The organism is Chitinophaga varians (genome assembly GCF_012641275.1).
Lineage (GTDB): Bacteria > Bacteroidota > Bacteroidia > Chitinophagales > Chitinophagaceae > Chitinophaga > Chitinophaga varians_A.
On the sequence record NZ_JABAIA010000002.1, the window covers coordinates 2,086,423 to 2,104,833 of the forward strand.

An 18,411-nucleotide genomic window follows, 5' to 3' on the forward strand; every position below is an offset into this window, starting at 1 on the left:
TATGACGAAGATACCTTTATTGGACCACGATAGCAAAATTCCCCTGCATCAGCAGGCGGAAGAGCTATTACGGAAGCTGATCCGCGAGGATTATTTCCGGGAAGGAGACATTTTTCCAAAGGAAACAGACCTCGCCAAACGATGGAGCATTTCCCGGAACACCTTACGCATGGCCATCGGCAACCTGGTTAAAGATGGGCTGCTGGAAAGAAAGAAGCGGTATGGCACCGTAGTGAAAAAGAAAAAGATCACGACGAACCTCGATAACTGGTACAGCTTCACGCATGAAATGGAAGACAAAGGCATTCCTTTCAAAACCCTGAAGAGCAAAGTATCGGTACTGAAAGCGGGAGAAGAAGTGGCGAAGATGCTGCAAACGGAGCCGGTGCAGCCGGTGGTTTGCCTGGAACGTATCCGCAGTACGGAGAAAAGCCCCATGGTGTATTTTGAATCTTTCTTTCATCCCAGGATAGGCCTTACCGGCAAGGAGAATTTTGACCGCCCGCTGTATGAGATGCTGGACGCGGATTTTCATGTGGTGCCTGTGTATTCCCAGGAAGAAATCAGGGCGATAGGAGCGGATGAAAAAATCGCCGGGCTGCTGAAAATCAAAAAAGGCGCCCCGGTGCTTGAACGCCGCAGAGTAGTGCTGGACGCGGGCCGGCGACCGCTGGAGTTTAACATCTGCTGGTACCGGAGTGATTGTTTTACGTATAGTATCGAACTAAAAAGACCACAACTGTAAATAAAAAATGCCGGATGATTTTCATCCGGCATTTTCTTTTATACCATTTGAATTACGGAATAAGCAGATATTCTTCCACTCCCATCGCAGGCAGGCTAACAGTCGCCTTCGCGTCTTTCTCTTCACCATTCCTGACTATCTTCATTCGTGCAGGCTTCAGCGTGCCCCAGTCAAATCCGGTGCTTTGAGTGGTCTTTCCGGGGTTAAAGAGGCGTACCATATACTGACCGTTTTCCTGTGGCACAATGGCGGTGGCCACCACGGCGGTATTGGTCAGGCGGAACAGCCCTGCCTGGAGCGTAGCGCCTTTCTTCACCGGGAAACCAATAAGCGGCTGTGTGAAGTCCGCAGCGGCGGTTTCCAGCGCGGCACCGTCAGCCTTGCCATGTGGCTGCAGCGCATAATGATAGCTGCTGCTACCCGACTGGTCGGCTTTATAGTTGGTATGCCAGTAGTTGTTCATGACATAGGAAAACCAGCGGCTGGTCGGTTGCCCTTTCGTCCGCCATTCTTTATGGCTTTGGGCTACCTGTAAACGTTCATCGATCATGCTGTCTGGTTCTGCCATCGGCGTTTCCAGCAGCATCCACTGCAAGCCGTTGGACTGGTTGGAGATGTCCATCCATCTGCGGCCGAACAGAAAGTCCATATTGGAGCCGGGCAGCTGGTCCTGGAGGTAACGCATGGTGCCGTAACCTGCGTCCAGCGTCACTTGTCCGGAAGGCACTTCAAAAGGAAACCCGAAATGCAGCGCTTCTTTTTGTCTGACCGGTTTTTTGTCAATGATGTTTTCAATCAGTACCACGTTGCTGTTGGCATAGAGTGTCAGTTTTTTCTCCAGCGCGTTGGCGCCGGGCGCCTGCGCACGCAACACGACGGTCGTTACCACCGGGCCGTTTTCGATGACCTGTGCCTGTACAGGCTGATTAGTCTCCGCATCGGCGGGGTTCTGTCCTGGTACGTACCAGTAACTGTTCAGCCCCTGCCCGCGGAAAGTGCCGGCGTAGTTGTGACCGTCTTTCGCGGCAAGCCGGGTGATGCTGCCGTTGTTGTCCCAGGTGACGGCAACGTTGCCGTTGGAAAGGGTGTTGCCGGTCTGTTTAAGCGTGTTGGCGGTGTTTGCCGGCTCATCGCTCACCGTGTACACGGCTGTTCCGAAGGCGGGCACGTCACTGGCCAGGAATACGAAGGAACCGTCGGAGAGGCGTTGCAGCGGGTATTTCCGGCCGCGTGTATCTTTCACGGATTTTCCGCCGACTTTGATTTTCACCGGTCCGCTACGGGGCCAGGAGAGCGTATTCACTACGGCTATGCTGCGGGACTGTTCATCGGTAATGGGTTGGAACAATTGGGCGCTAAGTATATTGATGATACTGTCAGCATCCAGCATAAACTGTTTTTTGATGCGCCATTGTTCTGTTACAAACGGCACGTCCGGCTGTGAGATACTGTTATGCGCGCCCCAGGTATGTTCATGGAACATCAGGACGTTGGTCCAGGCATGGTAGAACTGCTGTGCATTAAATTGTCCGGGGGCCAGCATGGCGTAGGCGTTGGTGAGTTGAGACAAACGCAGGCTGTTGATACGGTTTTGCCCTTCTTCCCTGGCCGTGGAGCCGGCGCCATCTTCCCAGTAAGGGGTGATGTCCCCTTTTACCACGGGCAGGTCTTTACCATATTTCTGTTCAAAAGTTTCAAAGAGTTTATCGGTGGTGTTGAGTACAATTTTGGGAGATGAATATTTTTCATTCCACTGTTTAACGAAACGGGACACAGACGTGTCTATCGGCCCGTTATCGGCTACCACATTGTATCTCCACTGAACAATATCATAAGGGTAATGTTTCTCGTCCAGCTCATCGAGGTAGGCGGCTATCTTCTGCGGGCCTCTTTCGAAAACAGCGCCGGGAGCGGTGCCATGCCAGGAAGAGTAACCTTTGCCACCTGTCCAGAACAGTATTTTTTCCTGGCCGGAAGGAGATTCCCACCATACGGGCTTATCGCCCCAGCTGCGCACAAAGTGGCCTACACGGTCGCCCAGGTAAGGATGGTTTTCACCCAGATAATTAGGTCCGCTGGAGAAATATTTCACACCGCCTTTGGCCAGCGCCGTCACTGTGCTCCAGGTATAGCCCGGCACGTCGGAGATCATGGCGCTGGGGATGTGAAGGCCGTAGGCTTTGCGCAGCTGTGCGGCGAAGTCGGTGTAGTGGAAGGTTTCTTCAGGCAAGGTAAGGCCGGTAAGGATATTGGCGTATAAAGCCGACAGGCAGATGTCGCCGTCTTTCACGGCTTGTATGAACGCTGCTTTTTTCTCCGGTGTGGCCTGTTGCAGGAAATGGTCTACCGCCCACAGGGATTCTATGTTCCATTTGAATTTGGCTTCTTCCGGATAGCTGCGGGTGGCGGCTATCATGTCCAATGCGTCGTTGATATTGCGGAGGTGTATTTTCAGTACTTCCGGTTGCAGGTGCGAGTAGCCGATATCTGTATGGGAATGGTGTATAAAATGCAGTTCCCGGTAGGTGACAGGTTTCAGGGTAACGAAGCGGTCTGCCAGCACTTTGCCGGCATCGGCAACGACTACACGAATACTGTCCGGCTTTTTCACGGAAGGAACGGGGATGTCGAAATTATTGACGCCGTCGGCTACCGGGAAGGAATATACTTTTTTGCCGTCCACGGTCACCCTGAAGGTACGTGGCGTACCAAAGTGGAGCGCAGTAAGTGTTACCGGCTGTTGCCCGTTTTTAAGTATAAAAGGTTGCGGGTGGATGTCCACCTTTTCTTCAAAAGAGAATTTGAAGGTCATGAGCCAGTCATTGCTTTGCTGCGCCTGACCGATGATTTTCAGTTTAACTGGTTTGCCGGGTGTGATGCGGCTTACCGGCAGCCGGAGAAACATCAGGCCATGGGAGTCGTTGGCTCCGTCTTTACGGAGTTGCTGAAACACGATGCGGCTGCTGTCGGGCGCACCGAATGTCCATGTGGGCGACTGGTTGCCGGGTTTGGTGGTGAAGGTCAGCAGTTTTTCCCCGTCCACGTACAGGTCGAAGTGGCGGTCACCACTGCTGGTAGCGGAGGAATGCCCTGCCACCCAGCTGAAGTACACATAAGGGCCTTTGATATGTGTTGGAACGGCGGCAGTTTCCCAGGCCATCACCTTGTGGCCGTCGGTGGCGCGTGTGAGCAGCGCCGTAGTGGCATAGTCCGGGAAAGCCGAATAGTAGCGCATGCTTTCGCCTTCCGTTTCATGGTCGTAGCCATTGATCCAGTCTACCTTGCCGAGATAAGGTACCGTTTTCTGGGCGGAGGCGCCCAGTACGCTGGCAAGTAAAACAGTGACACAACAGAATATTTTTCTCATAACAAATGATTAGTGGTGGATGATCGTTTTTTCTTTGATGGTGATGTTTTCGAGCGACTGGCCTTTGGTTTCAAACAGGTATTTTTTCGCGTAGAAAAAAGAGAAAAGACAACAGCCGGCAAACAGGAAGAAAGTGGCGGCGATGCCCATGCCTTCCCGCATGAGGGGGAACAGCAGGTTGAGCAGCCAGTCAGAGATCCACATCACCAGGATACAGATGGAGAGGGCGAGGCCCCGCACCGGTGTTGGAAATATCTCAGTGGCAATCACAAATTTCAGTGGTCCAAGCGAAAAGGCGAAGAACAGCAGGAAAAATGTGATAGGTACCAGCAACGGCCATCCGTTGACCTTCAGCAAAAAGCATATACCCGTTAACGTTAGGGCGGCGGCAGCACAGATGGAGCCTGCCAGGTACAGCGGACGGCGTCCGAGGCTGTCTACTTTCCAGATGGCCACGAAAGTGAAAAGCATATTGGCCGCGCCCAGCATCACCTGGTACAGGAGCGTGTCATTTGCCACTACGCCGGAAGCGCGCAGGATGGTAGGGCCGTAATATATCACCGCGTTGATGCCGCTGAACTGGGAGAAGGCGGTCAATACACAGGCCATTACCAGCAAATGCCGCAGCGGTGGCTGCAACAGGGCACGCAGCCCGCCGTTGGCCTGATCGGCAGATACTGCCATGATGGCCTGCAGTTCATTGGCAGCATCCGTCTGGCTGCTGTTGATTTTTTCCAGGATATGCAGCGCTTCCGCCTGACGGCCAAAGCGGGCCAGCCATCGCGGGCTTTCCGGCACAATGGCCAGCAGCGCGAAGAACGCGGCGGCAGGCACTACGCCGACGAGGAACATGCCCCGCCAGTATTCGGTGACAAACAGCCGGTGCAGCCATCCGCCGGGCATATCACCTGCTGCTGCAGCGTGCCGTTGTATCGCCAGGTTGGAGCAATAAGCCACCAGTATGCCGATGGTGATGGCCAGCTGGTAGAATGTGACCAGCCGTCCCCGGCGGGAAGCCGGCGCCAGCTCCGAGATGTAGAGCGGCGATATATTAGAGGCTACTCCTACGCCCATGCCTGCCAGCACCCTGAAAAATATCAGCAGGGGATAGGTGGCAGACGCGGCAAAGCCGATGGCGCTGACCAGAAACAGGAATGCTGCCAGGGCCAGTACTTTCTTGCGGCCGATGCGGTCGCTGAGCGCGCCGGAAAAAGCTACACCTGCAATGCATCCCAGCAGGGCACAGGAAACGAACCAGCCCTCCTGTGAGGCGGTCAGCTGGTATTGTGTTTTTACGGGAAGAATAATGCCGCTGACAACAGCAATGTCGAAGCCGAAAAGAAGGCCTCCCAATGCAGCGATCAGGGTGACGGTAGTGATGAACAGGCGTGTGTTACTGTTTCCCATGACGTGAAATATTTGAATCAGCAATAGTTGTCTTTTACATAAGCTACTACCAGCATGGCTTTGCCTTCGCCTTCATAACGACAGGTATAGCTGTCCGCCCCTGCCGGAATGACAAAGGTCTCCGCATACTGAAAACGCTGCGTGCCGTCACCGGCGGTAACATCCAGCTGATGGCCTTCCACCAGCATACAGATATGACATTGCCTGTTGGTGGGTATGTGCATTTCACCGGAGAACTCATAACGGTCTACCGTATAAAAATGTTCCGGGTGGGTAGGCAGTTGCCATTTTTTGCCCGATGGCCATTCTTCCTGCAGCTGTGGTTTGGATATCAATGTATCTGGCACTGTTGCGCCTTTCCTGTCAAAGTACAGGTTGTCGAACGCGCGGTCCAGATGGATAGGACGTGGACGGCCGTTCAGGTCTGTCCGCAGCCAGTCGTACATCTTAAAGGTGAAAATATACGGCGTGCTGCTGATCTCCAGTACCAGGTTGTTTTTGCCGGAGGCATGTACCGTGCCGTTAGGGATCAGGAACAGATCGTGTTTATTGGCGGTGAACTGCTGTACGTATTTTTCAACGGGTAGTGGTGTGCCCTCGTTGATGGCAGCTTCCAGCGCGCCTCTGAAGGCGGCGGGTTGTATGTCTTCCTGGAAACCAAGGTACACCTCGGCGTCAGGTCCACAATCGAGTATGTAATAGGTTTCGTCCTGTGTGAAATCTTCTCCGAAATGTTGCAGCGTGTATTCCGGGCGAGGGTGGCACTGTATGGACAGGTTGCCGCCGTTGAACGTATCGAGGAAATCGAAGCGGATGGGGAAAGCGGTACCAAAGCGTGGTGCGGCTTTGCCGAGCAGCCGGTGGTTGTCGTGAAATGCCAGCATGTCGAAGGTGATTTCCAGAAGGTTACCGCTGCCTTCCAGTACCAGTCCGTTTTCCGGTGTGATGAGTTCAAAGGACCAGGCATAGTTTACTTCATCGGGGTTAAGGCCTGGCAGGTGTTTTTTCATCCAGTCGCCGCCCCATACGCCGGCTTCAAACCAGGGCCGGGCGCGGAAAGGTTGGGTGAGCATCACATCAAGGGATGCACGTAATTGGTCTCCCTCCATCCAGGTGATGGTGTCCGGCCGCTGACCGTCGATGATCATATCGATATGCGGTAACAAGGACTGTTTGTGTTTGTTCAATACCGGCCAATCGGCGAAGTAACAACGTTTATACGTATACGTTGGTGTGCCGATATTGGTAACGCTGCCGGCGCGCAGGCGGTATTGGACCTCATTTTTAGGCACGTCCACGTACAGTAATTTCCCTTTGATGCCGGTAAGGGCAGCGCCGGTACCGTAGATAATATGCAGGCCGGCCGTATTCTCCGGTTGTATTAAGGATAATTTTTCCGCATCAAAAAAGTCGGCCAGGCTGCCGTCAAATCGTTTGCCGAATACAGGATCTGGCGTGCCGGAATATCCTTCCAGCATAGAGTGTATGGCAGCAGGCGTTTGCAGGCATGCGCCGGCATGGTACCAGTAAACGGTCCGGTTATGGGTGAGCAGCGCCTGGTGGAGCTCTGTTCTGAACTGTTCCCACAGCACGCCTTCATAGCCATCTATGATAAGGAGGTTATCTTCTTTGATAGCGGCTGCCAGTGAGGCGTAGCCCGCCTGTACCGGATGATCTGTATGGAAAGAAGGGAAGACGGTATAAGTGTCTTCGCTGTTATTCGTTATTGAAACCGGCAGTAGTGGCTGGCTGGTGCGCCGTAGTTCCGCAGGTTCCGGCAGAGCGGGCGCCATGGCGGCTCCTGCCAGAATGCAGCGTTCAGTGTCCTGGCAGTAGGTTATTTTTACAGGGAGATCGCTGAGCTGTTCTTCCAGCGGACCGGAGAACAGCGTATAGGCGCGGGCGATATTACCGCCGATCACCAGCTCAGTGCAACCGTATTGAGAGAGCCAGGGCCGCAGGAAAGCGCCCAGGTTTCCGCCGAAGGCGTGAAATACCGGCCGGGCTATTGTTTCATATTGTTCCGCCATTGCTTTCACAGAGGGGGCCATTACGCCTGTCTGTTGCTGGAAAGTGTTCAGCAGCCAGCGGGTGGAGAAGTAGTCGTCTGCCAGCCCATCCTGAAAGGGACAATCATAGAAGGCTGCGGAAGCCAGTCCTGCCGGGCCTTGGGCCAGTTCCCCGTTTTCCAGGAAGGCCGATCCGAAGCCGGTGCCCAGTGTCAGCAGTATGGCCTTTTCACCGCTGAGGCCCAGTATATGCCGGGCGCCGATCGCAAAACAGTGGGCGTCGTTGTTGAAATGGACTGGCTGGTCGCCGGTGCCGGCAGCGTCCTGCAATGCCTGTCGTGCGTGCAGCCCAAAAAGGCGGCCGAATTTTCCGCCTACTTTGGTGATGGCGCTGATGCCCTGCTGATAGTCAAACGGCCCCGGCATCGCTATCCCGATGCCGTCAGTTGCGGTGTCTTTAAACGCCGTAATACAGCCGGCTATCGTGGAGATAATGTCCGCTGCGCTGCCGCCGGCCTGTAAACTTCTGGTGATGATCGTTCCCGGAGCCGCTCCGGGACGAGTGGTGTCTACTATACAGGCAGATACATGACTGCCGCCAATGTCGATCGCTATTTTTTTCCCCGTTCCCATTATTTTTTAATGTTCATATGTTCAAACATAATAAAAGTTTTTGGAGTGGCAAATTAATTTGGTCAACAGTCAGCGGAAAGAACGGCAGCGGTTGGCGGCCACAACGTGAAAAGCCTTGCTGCGTCAGGGGATTGGCGGTACAATGGGTGGGCGAATGAGCAAAAGGGAGATCCTGAAACTGCCGCGGATTGGGAAGCAGGCCGTGTGGACAAGCCCCGGGAGTGGAGCGGGGTTGAGTGGATCAAACGAACGAATCAAACGAATAAATCCATAAAACCCAGGGCTGAAAGCCTTGGGGCATCGGGCAAAAAAGCCAATGCCTCCATGTTGATCAGCCTTTCCGGCGAAAGAAATAGAAATCTAATCGTAGCCCAGGGCTTCAGCCCTGGGACCGTTTTTTCAGATAATTTCTGACAGGTTCGTCGTATCCTGCCATCGCTGCCCAGCCTAATGTAATCAGGCCCACCACGCCAGCCGGTATTACCACCGCCAGGGTGGACATATCCGGTTTGTATGTCTCGAGATAATGCGCGAAGATCCACATAAAGCCGTAGTGGGTCATATATAGCGGGTAGGAGATTTTTCCGGAGAACGTGCAGGGTTTTTCCAGCCAGGGTACCAGCTGTGCGCCGGCGCCGAGGGCCACCAGTGCCGGGAAATAAAACAGCACAATGACCAGCTCCATCAGCCAGTTGTGCGGAAAATAAGGCATGAACAGCGCCAGCAGCAATAACAGTGTGACGCCGGGGAAACCGAGTCGGTTAGGGATGATCAGCCGGAAACGGTAGACCAGCATGCCGGCGGTAAAGGAATAAAACAGTCGTGCGCCGCCCTGCCAGAAGGTGTCTTTGCTCCAGCCGCCCATCAGGTTACCGGCTTTCCAGGCTACTATGCCCAGTAGCGCTGCGGCTATGAGGCCCAGCACGAGCAGTGTGTTACGGCGAAGGCGCCATAATACCAGGGCGTAAAAGATATTGGCGATATATTCCCACCATAGAGACCAGGCGGGGGCGTTCATACAGAAGAGGTTAAAAAAGCGCTCCGGCATTACCGGGTAGGGGATCAGCAGCAGGGTGGTGATAAACAACATGGTTACTTTACCGAAGCTGTAGCCGGCAGGAGGTGCCATCAGGGGGTCAAACAGAAAGGTGAGCAGGCCCAGTACAGCGCCCAGCGCTACCAGCGGATGAAGGCGTACCAGCCGTGTCCGGAAGAAATCGCGGAGGCGCAGGTGCGGCATCCGGTCGTCATAGGCATAGGCAATCACAAAGCCGGACAGGCAGAAGAAAAAATCTACTGCAAGAAAACCGTGTCCCGCAAAGTTTTTGCTATAGTCGGTATATACTATTTCCATGAAGTGGAAGATCACCACTACGATGGCGGCTATGCCCCGCAGTCCGTCCAGTATCGCATAATGTTGTTTGCCGGTAGGTGTATGTGCCCGGGCTGCTGTGGTCATTGTTCCTGTTTCCATATTGAATCCGCACAAGATAACACCCACGTACGGGAACTACAAATAGGAATTATTTGTATCTTTTAGAAAAAAGATGACCACTGTACAGCAAATAGCCAAACATTTCCGTGATGTGCATTTCGGAGGGAACTGGACTGCCGTTAACCTGAAGGATGCACTCGCTGATGTCGACTGGCAGGTGGCCACTACCCGGATAAACGGCCTTAATACTATCGCCGTACTGGTGTTTCATGTCAACTATTACGTAGATGCGGTGCTGAAAGTCCTCCAGGGAGAACCGTTACAGGCCAGTGATAAATTGAGCTTCGATCTGCCTCCTGTTACATCGGAAGAAGACTGGCAGCGGCTGGTGAACAAAACATTGGTGCAGGCAGAGTCCTTTGCCGGTTTAGTGGAAAGACTGGCGGAAAAGCAGCTGTCAGAAGATTTTACGGATGGGAAATATGGCACCTGGTATCGCAACCTGGCGGGCATCATCGAGCATACGCATTATCATCTCGGGCAAATCGTGGTCATCAAAAAAATAATAAAAGAGGCATGAGCCTTTCCTTTAGGGCAGTTGAACAGACAAATAAGCGCAATTCCTGTTTCCGGTGATATTAATCCCTGATCCGGCTACTTTACCGTTTTACGGTTGACGGACTTTTGTGTCAAAGCAAGAAAAGATGGAATTGACACATTATCGTACGCTGGGTCGGTCGGGACTGAAAGTAAGTCCGCTGACACTGGGCACTATGACATTCGGAACGGACTGGCACTACGGCGCTTCACCGGAAACATCCAAAGAAATACTGACGGCCTACCTGGAACAGGGCGGGAATATGATAGACACAGCCAATATCTACACCAGGGGGCATTCCGAAAAAATTATCGGGGATTATCTGAAAGAAAGTAATGTCAACAGGGACCGGCTGGTGATCGCTACCAAGTTTTTTGGCAGCATGCGGCCCGGAGACCCCAACAGCGGCGGTACCGGCAGAAAAGCCATGGTACAGGCGCTCGAAGCATCGCTGCGCCGCCTGCAAACAGATTATATAGACCTCTACTGGATGCATGCCTTCGATCCCCACACACCAACAGAAGAAACGCTTTATACATTGGAAAGCCTGGTACAGTCGGGCAAAATCAGGTATATCGGTGTGTCAGACACGCCGGCATGGCAGATAGCGGAGGCGCAGACCATAGCGCATTTCAGGGGCTGGCCTGCATTTATCGGTCTGCAAATAGAATACTCGCTGCTGGAAAGGACGGTGGAAGCGGAACTGGTACCGATGGCCCGGGAAATGCAGCTGGGCGTTATGCCATGGTCTCCGCTGAAACAGGGCCTTCTCTCGGGGAAATATACCAGGCAGAACAAGGGGGAGGTCCTTAGTAAACGCACGGTTACAGGACCTGTCAGTGAAAAGGCCTATGACGTGATTGACATGCTGAACACTGTTGCGGCAGATTATCGCGTACCGGCATCGGCCGTGGCGCTGGCCTGGGTGATGGCACGGGAAGGCGTAACCTCTACTATCATCGGCGCACGCACAACGGAACAATTGCAGCAGAACATGCAGGCGTTGGCGGTAACTCTTTCTCCACAGGTGATTGCAGCACTGGATGCCTTGTCAGCGCCGGATCTCATTTTTCCCTACAACCTGCTGGCCAACGCCCGGCATATAGCGCAGGGGGGCGCCACGATCAACGGACAGGCCTCCGTGTTGCCCGCCATCCTGCCACAGCAGGAGAACGATCATTATTGACGTGATATGTCTTATTTTTATGGCATGAAGAAAACGATGCCATCACCGGCGATATATCCGGATATCGCCTCTTTTCACAACGAACTGGGACTGCCGGCGCCGCAACATCCGTTGATCAGTTATGTCAGCTACGAAGGGATGCAGTTCCAGCGTGAATTTTCTTCCCGTATCATGCTCAATTTTTACAAGGTTTCTTTCATTCATAAAACCAACGGCATGGTCCGTTATGGCCAGCACTACTACGATTTCAAAGAAGGTGGGCTGTGTTTTATGGCGCCAGGGCAACTGATCTCCGGCGCCTCTCCGGAAAAGAGCCTTTCAGGCGTGATCATTTTTTTTCATCCTGACCTTATCCGGCATCATTCGCTGGCGAAGAAAATCCGCCAATATGGTTTTTTCTCGTATGCCGTGTCTGAAGCATTACATCTGACAGAGAAAGAAAAGGCGGTGGTCCTGAAAATATTCGATCAGATAGGCATGGAGCTGGACACGCCGGCCGACCGCTTCAGCCAGGACCTGCTGGTGTCCGGGCTGGAGCTGTTGCTCGACTACAGCAACCGTTTTTATCACCGGCAGTTTGCGGCACAGCGCGACGATGACCACGGACTGTTGAACCGGCTGGACACCGTACTGTTGCAGTACTTCGACAGCGATGCACCTTCCCATTCAGGATTACCCAGCGTGCAATACGTGTCAGCGCAATTACATTTTTCGCCCGATTATCTCAGCGATTTGTTGCGGGCCAATACCGGATTGAACACACAACAACATATTCACCGGAAATTATTGGAAATAGCCAAAGACCTGTTGGGCGCCGGCGAGTGGAGCGTGGCTGATATCGCGTACAAACTGGGCTTTGAGCAACCACAGTCTTTCAACCGGTTGTTTAAGAGTAAGACAGGTATGTCTCCGCTGGCCTACAGGCAATCCCTCAAAGCGGGAACTGATACCCTATGATTTGGCATTTTCTTCCTGCACTTTTTTTCTTCTCTCCAGTTCCGCTGCAGATGGCGGTTTCGCATCAATAGCCCGTGTTTGTAATGCTCCCGCCGCTTCGTATGTAATCAGGATCACGCCGGTGGAAGTAGGAATGGCGTCTGTCAGTTTCCAGCTACCGGGCAGCGTACCATTTTCAAACAGGCGCTTGCCGGAACCGATAGTGACAGGATGGAGCCACAAATGTGCGATGTCCACCAATTGATGTTTCAGTAGTGTTTGCACCAGCCCGCTGCTGCCATAGACTTGCAAATCAGGTCCATCCGTTTTTTTCAGTGCCTGAAGTTGGGCCACCACATCGCCGGTAATCAATGTCGTATGTTCCCAGGGCAATGGAATGTTGTGATGGGAAACGACAAATTTTTCCGCACCGTTGAATTTTTTACCGACGAAATCATCATAATGAGGCCAGTGGGCGGCAAAGATGTCGTAGGTACGTCTGCCCAGCAGCAGGTCGAACGGCTGCTCCATCACCGCCATCAGCTTCTTGTGGAGCATATCATCTCCAAAAGGCGCTACCCAGCCACCCCATTGAAAATTGCCGGAGGTATCTTCCTGCGGCCCCCCTGGTGACTGTATAACACCATCTAACGTAATAAAATTAACGAGGATGATCTTGCGCATAATGTTTGGATTTGTACAACAAAAGTACAAACGGCAGTTAACGGGAACGCTGTGTAAATGCGACTTTTTACGGGTGAGATTACGGCAGTCGGGTGGTCCAACGGCCGGTAAATTTGTTAATACAGACTGATTTACGGGAACAGGAGATTTAGCGGAATGGCAAAACATACTTTCGCGCCTTATCCATATTGTTATGCCTGAACAACAAAATATCGAATACAAAACATCCTGGAGGGATGAACATCTCAAATGGATCTGTGGTAAAAAATGGGAGGAATTGCCGGTAGAAGGAGTTACGATAGCAGATTTTGACCGGGAAACGATTGATACTTTTCTCCGGAAAGCCAGGATGAAAGAACGTATACCGGCGGAGGCGTTAAAATTGGACACCCTGTCTTTGCTGAAAAAGCTGGGCCTGATGGCACCCGCAGGACAGTTCTCACAGGCGGCGCTATTATTGTTTGGGAAGCACCTGGGACGGGTTTCCATTACCGCAAGCTTTAAGATCGGCAGGTTTGGAAAGTCAAACCAGGATCTGCTGTTTCATGACATGATCGAAACCAACATTTTCAGTATGGCCGACAGCGTGATAGAGTTACTGGACCGGAAGTACCTGATCCGTCCTGTTTCCTATAGCGGGCTGCAGCGGCTGGAACCGCTGGAGTATCCGGAAGAAGCACTCAGGGAGGCGATCTGCAATGCCATCATACACAGAGACTATTCGAGCACGTACACCTTTCTCCGCGTGTTCGACGACCGCCTGCACTTGTGGAACCCGGGCTGCCTCCCGGAAGAACTCAAGATTGATGCATTAAAAGAGAACCACTCGTCTTACCCAAGAAACAGAAATATCGCCAATATATTCTACAAAGCCGGGTATATTGAGTCGTGGGGAAGAGGCATTAACAGAATTGTGGAAGCCTGTGTGGAGGCTGGGTTGCCGGAGCCATTGATGGTAGAGGAACAAGGTGGGTTTAGTATTGTGTTTTATAAGAATAGATATACCCGGGAATTTATTGCAAGTCAGGGACTAAGTAAAAAGTTAGAAATGGTGATGTTTTATATTTTGGAACATGGCCGTATCAGTAATATAGAATACCAACAGTTAGCCGCAATATCTAAAAGAACGGCGTCAAGAGATTTACAATTATTAATCGGAATGGAACTTATTCAAAAATCAGGCACTACTGGTAAAGGTACTTTTTATACCTTTTTGTATAAACGATAAAGGGGTCATGGAAAGGGGCCAAAATGGCTTTAAAGGGGCCATAGAGGGGCCAAAACGGCTTTGAAGGGGCCATAAAGGGGCTACACTTCTCTTTGCTGCCCATGAGATGACGGTAGTATTTCAGAATATATTGTACTGTGTCAGTATCCATTATCATTATTTGAGCAGCCCCATGGGCGTAATGCCGAACTTCTTTTTAAACGCCCGGTGGAAATGTTGCGGATGCGTATAGCCGAGGCCGTAGGCGATCTCAGATATGTTATGCTCTCCCTGCAGTATCTGCTCCCGCGCGGCTTCCAGTCTTTCGTTGCTCACGAAACCGAAGACGCTCTGTCCGAACAGCAGCCGGAATCCTTTTTTGAGCTTGAATTCATTCAGCCCGCACAAGCGTGACAGCTCCGCCAAAGAAGGAGGAGACGCCAGGTGTTCCAACAGGTATTGCCGGGCGTGATGGAGGCGTTCGCGGTCGGCGGCACGCAGCGGGTTCGTGGCGGCGGATCTGGAAGAGGAAAGCAAAGCCTCACATTGCAACGCGAACAACTGCAGTACCTGTGTTTCAAAATGCAGCCGTTTCAGCCCTTGCGGAAGAGGGCTTTCCCATATATGGTCCAGCGTGTGCTGCAACCGTGGCGCGAAATAGCCGGAAGGTGAATGTATGACGAAAGGAGTGCCCTTCGCTATTTTGTCTGTCAGCTGATGCAGTTCCGGAGCATAGCTGTTGAGCAGCGCTATCATCCGTTCGGGGGTAATATGCACGCCCAGGTTACGGAAACCTTTGGCGTCGGCCAGTTCATTTTTTTCCCAGGAGCAGGGGTTGAACAGGATATTGGCATATCCCTGTGTTAACAGCTGCCGGGAGATCAACCCTTCGTGGGTTTGGTACAGCTTTCCTGCCATCACAAAATTGAGCTCCACAAAAGTCTTTTCGTTATAGTGCTGCCACGAAAATTCCGGTGGTCCGGCCACCACGCTGCCATCTGCAATGGCCATATCCTCACAGAGGACAAACCTGCCGCTGCCATCAATGTCGGGCATCGGCAACCGGTACTGGTGTACTTCTCCCTGTGGTATCAGGAAAGCGTCTCTGAAAGCGGCGGTATGGTTAGCGGATGATTGCATCATGACAAATGTAGCATGAAACGGTTACAAAAATGGTACTTATTTATCCGTTTTATGCACCCGGCCCCACGGCTCAACCGGCAATTTTGTAAAAACATTTTTTCATGACAACACAACATCAGCTGCATGTGCCGGTATTGATCGCCGGTGGTGGTATTACCGGTCTTTCGGCGGCATTATTTCTTTTACAACAGGGTGTCCGGCCGTTGCTGGTGGAACGGCACCGCAGCACCTCTATCCATCCAAGGGCCAGGGGTTTTGATATCCGCACCATGGAGCTGTTCCGGGAGCTGGGCGTGGGCGAGGCCGTGCGGGAAGCAGGTAAGGCGCTGGGGCCGGCCTGGGGCGTATTGCGTGCCGATACGCTGGCAGAAGCGTTGAAGGGTTTAAAACCACGGGAAGGAGGCCCTATTACTTATCCCAGTCAATTAAAAGGATTGGAGAGCCTGGCGGCGCTTACGCCGGAATCCGGTGCCCGTTGTACACAGGACCTTGCAGAACCCGTACTGCGGACCGCTGCCGAAGAGCGGGGCGCCACCCTGTTGTTTTATACCGAGATGATTTCTTTTTCTCAGGATGATAGTGGCGTAACTGCGGTATTGCAAAACAGGGAAACCGGTGAGACGACTACCGTCACAGCCGACTATCTCATCGCGGCAGATGGCGCCGGCAGCCCCGTCAGGCAAAAACTGCAATTGCCCGTTGCCGGTCCGGGCGTGCTGGCCGATTTCCTCAACATTTACTTTGAAGCGGACATGGCTGAACTGGTGCTCAACAGGGAGTTCAGTATCTGCATCATCGATACGCCGGGCATTATCGGATTTGTGACCGCTATCAATAACAGCGACCGATGGGTGTATCAGTTGCGGTACTATCCCGAAAACGGGGAGCGGGTGACCGATTATACGGAAGAAAGACTGGTCAATCTGCTGCATACCGCGCTGGGCATGCCAGATCTGCAAATCCGTATCCTGAGCGTATTGCCCTGGGAGATGACCGTCCGCGTGGCAGACACCATGCAAAGCGGCCGTATCTTCCTGGCCGGCGATGCGGCGCATGTAATGACGCCATACGGCGGCAAAGGTGCCAATACCGGCATCCAGGACGCGCAGAACCTGGCCTGGAAAATAGCCGCGGTGTTAAAAGGCCATGCAGCCCCTTCGTTGCTGAACACCTACACCACGGAAAGGCAGCCCATAGGTCTGTCCAATGCCATGTCTTCGGCCATGCTGGCAGATGAACGCGGCATCCTGAAAGACAGGGAGATCATGCAGCGGGCGGTAACCGCGCCTTTGAAGGAAGGCGAAGAGACTAAGCAGCCGGAAATAGCACTGACACAAAACATCCGCACGCTGATCGGTATTCCGGACTATCAATACCCGGTAACAGTGCCTTCGCAATGTCCGCCATTGCCGGCAGACAAAGTGTTGTATGGCCTCCCTGGTACACGAGTGCCGCATCTGTGGCTGGATGAGGAACGTAAGCGCTCTACCCTCGATATGCTGAAAGGACGTTTCACGCTCTTTGTTCATGGCGATACCGCCCCCTGGCAGAAGATGCTGAACGGGCATCGTGTATTCGTACAGGTATTGCCGTTAGATGGAGACCTGGCGGCGCAGTGGACCGAAGCTACCGGCGCCGCTCCCGGCGATGCCCTGCTGGTACGCCCGGACGGCTTCATGGCCTGGAGAGGCAATGTAAAGGCGTGTGCACAGCTGCCACTGAAGGAGCTGCTGTCATAGACGAACGGAGATTAATCCGGACAAACATATTACCGGCAGGCTTTCTCAAAGAAAATGGAGGAGCTGTGCCGGTAATATCAGGTCCGCAATAGTTTGCAGGACTTGTAATTATCCTTTCATGATTTGTGATTCGTAAGCGGAACCGCGCATCCAGAGCAGCCAGTTCATACTGGCCACCGCGCAGATATTGATCACGCCGGCGTATAATACCCAGAAGCTAAACCCGTAGAAATAAATAACAGGAATCCAGTAGCTGAACACGCTCCAGTACGATGCCATGCAGATAGGGCACTGGATGACCGGTTTGCGCAGGTATTTATTGACTTTAAACACCTCGTCTATCTTAAAAAACCGGACGCCGTGGTCATCTGCCTCCACCTGTATTTTCCCATCGATCTTTGGTAAGATGTTGTTAAGCTCTTTTAGCACGGGAATGCGGGAGGCATCGCCCAAAGGAAGCAGGATGTGGTTACCTTCCGTCTGTAAGGGTGATTCCGGCATCAGCACACGTAATTTTTGTATCAGCAGTTCGAACTGCCCGTCGATGTAATAGATTTTTGTCCGCGCTGTGCGGGTGAGGTATTTAAAGATGGGAAACAGGATCATTTCGCTGTCCTTGTCTTTTCCGTTGGGCAGTTTTTCCACGGCGCCTTTTGCGGCCACCCGTACGCCCAGGATGAAGAGAGATTGCAGCACTATATAACCCAGCGCTGCCATGATGCCGAAAAATATTACGTTTGTATCCATTTTGTTTGAATTAGGAAGTACAAATTTACCATCGGGGTACTTGGCATTTATGACACTTACCGTTGGATATTTGGTACAAAACACAGAAACTCATTATTGATTTTAAAAGCATTGGAAGATGAAGATAAGAAGAGCGACCGCCGAAGATTACCCGGAGATGGTACGTATATGGGAGTCTGCTGTCAGGGCCACCCATGATTTTTTAAAGGAGGAGGATTTTGACCACATCAAAGGACTTCTGGCAGACGCATTTTTCCCTCAGGTGGACACCTATGTGTTGTTGGATGAGAAAGGCATGCCGGTGGCTTTCCTGGGTGTACACGAAGATTCCCTGGAGATGTTGTTTGTGCATGATACGGCAAGAGGAAAGGGGATAGGCAGGCATCTTGTGAACTATGCCATTACTGATTTGAACATTCGTAAAGTGGATGTGAATGAACAAAACGGGCAGGCCGCGGGCTTTTACGAGCGGATGGGTTTTAAAGTCAGTGGCCGGTCAGAAGAGGATGCTATGGGCAAACCCTACCCGGTATTACATATGACATTGTAAAAAAGAAGCCTGCGTGATCGCAGGC

At 52.4% G+C, this 18,411-nt stretch carries 14 protein-coding genes; 7 read left to right on the forward strand and 7 right to left on the reverse strand.

Annotation, left to right across the window (positions count from 1 at the left end):
• Position 1: 1 nt before the first annotated feature.
• Complete coding sequence (locus HGH92_RS23150) at positions 2–745, forward strand: GntR family transcriptional regulator (RefSeq protein ID WP_168873107.1); 744 nt, start codon at positions 2–4, stop codon at positions 743–745.
• 52 nt (positions 746–797) lie between these two features.
• Here HGH92_RS23150 and HGH92_RS23155 read toward each other — a convergent pair whose 3' ends face one another.
• The 4 genes from HGH92_RS23155 to HGH92_RS23170 all read right to left on the reverse strand — a co-directional run bounded on the left by HGH92_RS23155 (position 798) and on the right by HGH92_RS23170 (position 9,620).
• Positions 798–4,112: a glycoside hydrolase family 38 C-terminal domain-containing protein gene (locus tag HGH92_RS23155; protein ID WP_168873108.1), complete on the reverse strand. Its 3,315-nt coding sequence runs from the start codon at positions 4,110–4,112 to the stop codon at positions 798–800.
• Positions 4,113–4,121: 9 nt separating this feature from the next.
• Entirely contained in the window at positions 4,122–5,543 is a 1,422-nt protein-coding gene (locus tag HGH92_RS23160; protein WP_262888796.1) for a sugar porter family MFS transporter, read from the reverse strand.
• The gene (locus HGH92_RS23165) at positions 5,537–8,161 is read right to left on the reverse strand and encodes an ROK family protein (RefSeq protein WP_168873110.1); all 2,625 of its coding nucleotides are present in this window, start codon (positions 8,159–8,161) and stop codon (positions 5,537–5,539) included. The genes HGH92_RS23160 and HGH92_RS23165 overlap by 7 nt, the downstream gene beginning before the upstream one ends.
• Positions 8,162–8,540: 379 nt before the next feature.
• Positions 8,541–9,620: an acyltransferase family protein gene (locus HGH92_RS23170; protein ID WP_211092696.1), complete on the reverse strand. Its 1,080-nt coding sequence runs from the start codon at positions 9,618–9,620 to the stop codon at positions 8,541–8,543.
• Between the two features lie 88 nt (positions 9,621–9,708).
• On the opposite strand from HGH92_RS23170, the gene HGH92_RS23175 reads away from it, so the two are divergent.
• The 3 genes from HGH92_RS23175 (at position 9,709) to HGH92_RS23185 (ending at position 12,337) form a co-directional block, all read left to right on the forward strand.
• Entirely contained in the window at positions 9,709–10,176 is a 468-nt protein-coding gene (locus HGH92_RS23175) for a DinB family protein (RefSeq protein WP_168873112.1), read from the forward strand.
• Positions 10,177–10,300: 124 nt separating this feature from the next.
• A complete protein-coding gene (locus HGH92_RS23180; RefSeq protein ID WP_168873113.1) occupies positions 10,301–11,380 on the forward strand; it encodes an aldo/keto reductase in 1,080 nt (359 codons plus the stop codon).
• Positions 11,381–11,404: 24 nt separating this feature from the next.
• Positions 11,405–12,337 (forward strand): helix-turn-helix domain-containing protein, encoded by a 933-nt coding sequence (locus HGH92_RS23185; protein ID WP_168873114.1) that lies wholly within the window; start codon positions 11,405–11,407, stop codon positions 12,335–12,337.
• On the opposite strand, the gene HGH92_RS23190 is transcribed toward HGH92_RS23185, so the two are convergent.
• Complete coding sequence (locus HGH92_RS23190; protein ID WP_168873115.1) at positions 12,332–13,000, reverse strand: dihydrofolate reductase family protein; 669 nt, start codon at positions 12,998–13,000, stop codon at positions 12,332–12,334. The two genes, HGH92_RS23185 and HGH92_RS23190, sit on opposite strands and share 6 nt — an antisense overlap.
• Before the next feature lie 193 nt (positions 13,001–13,193).
• Between HGH92_RS23190 and HGH92_RS33630 the strand changes: the two genes are divergently transcribed.
• Entirely contained in the window at positions 13,194–14,228 is a 1,035-nt protein-coding gene (locus HGH92_RS33630) for an ATP-binding protein (RefSeq protein WP_211092697.1), read from the forward strand.
• A 156-nt stretch (positions 14,229–14,384) separates the two neighbouring features.
• Here the strand turns inward: HGH92_RS33630 and HGH92_RS23200 are convergent, their stop codons facing one another.
• On the reverse strand, positions 14,385–15,350 hold the full coding sequence (locus tag HGH92_RS23200; RefSeq protein ID WP_168873116.1) for a helix-turn-helix domain-containing protein: 966 nt from the start codon (positions 15,348–15,350) through the stop codon (positions 14,385–14,387).
• 101 nt (positions 15,351–15,451) lie between these two features.
• On the opposite strand from HGH92_RS23200, the gene HGH92_RS23205 reads away from it, so the two are divergent.
• The gene (locus HGH92_RS23205) at positions 15,452–17,089 is read left to right on the forward strand and encodes an FAD-dependent monooxygenase (protein ID WP_168873117.1); all 1,638 of its coding nucleotides are present in this window, start codon (positions 15,452–15,454) and stop codon (positions 17,087–17,089) included.
• A gap of 108 nt (positions 17,090–17,197) precedes the next feature.
• Here HGH92_RS23205 and HGH92_RS23210 read toward each other — a convergent pair whose 3' ends face one another.
• Positions 17,198–17,836 carry a transposase gene (locus HGH92_RS23210; RefSeq protein ID WP_168873118.1) on the reverse strand — a complete coding sequence of 213 codons (639 nt, stop codon included), beginning with the start codon at positions 17,834–17,836 and terminating at the stop codon, positions 17,198–17,200.
• 118 nt (positions 17,837–17,954) lie between these two features.
• On the opposite strand from HGH92_RS23210, the gene HGH92_RS23215 reads away from it, so the two are divergent.
• Complete coding sequence (locus HGH92_RS23215; RefSeq protein ID WP_168873119.1) at positions 17,955–18,386, forward strand: acetyltransferase; 432 nt, start codon at positions 17,955–17,957, stop codon at positions 18,384–18,386.
• Positions 18,387–18,411 lie beyond the last annotated feature (25 nt).

Bases quoted from the DNA above. Each gene is read 5' to 3' on its own strand.
- HGH92_RS23215 (WP_168873119.1), top strand. From the start codon at position 17,955: ATGAAGATAAGAAGAGCGACCGCCGAAGATTACCCGGAGATGGTACGT.
- HGH92_RS23165 (WP_168873110.1), bottom strand. From the start codon at position 8,161: ATGGGAACGGGGAAAAAAATAGCGATCGACATTGGCGGCAGTCATGTA.
- HGH92_RS23155 (WP_168873108.1), bottom strand. From the start codon at position 4,112: ATGAGAAAAATATTCTGTTGTGTCACTGTTTTACTTGCCAGCGTACTG.
- HGH92_RS23185 (WP_168873114.1), top strand. From the start codon at position 11,405: ATGAAGAAAACGATGCCATCACCGGCGATATATCCGGATATCGCCTCT.
- HGH92_RS23180 (WP_168873113.1), top strand. From the start codon at position 10,301: ATGGAATTGACACATTATCGTACGCTGGGTCGGTCGGGACTGAAAGTA.
- HGH92_RS23210 (WP_168873118.1), bottom strand. From the start codon at position 17,836: ATGGATACAAACGTAATATTTTTCGGCATCATGGCAGCGCTGGGTTAT.
- HGH92_RS23175 (WP_168873112.1), top strand. From the start codon at position 9,709: ATGACCACTGTACAGCAAATAGCCAAACATTTCCGTGATGTGCATTTC.
- HGH92_RS33630 (WP_211092697.1), top strand. From the start codon at position 13,194: ATGCCTGAACAACAAAATATCGAATACAAAACATCCTGGAGGGATGAA.
- HGH92_RS23200 (WP_168873116.1), bottom strand. From the start codon at position 15,350: ATGATGCAATCATCCGCTAACCATACCGCCGCTTTCAGAGACGCTTTC.
- HGH92_RS23190 (WP_168873115.1), bottom strand. From the start codon at position 13,000: ATGCGCAAGATCATCCTCGTTAATTTTATTACGTTAGATGGTGTTATA.
- HGH92_RS23150 (WP_168873107.1), top strand. From the start codon at position 2: ATGACGAAGATACCTTTATTGGACCACGATAGCAAAATTCCCCTGCAT.
- HGH92_RS23170 (WP_211092696.1), bottom strand. From the start codon at position 9,620: ATGACCACAGCAGCCCGGGCACATACACCTACCGGCAAACAACATTAT.
- HGH92_RS23205 (WP_168873117.1), top strand. From the start codon at position 15,452: ATGACAACACAACATCAGCTGCATGTGCCGGTATTGATCGCCGGTGGT.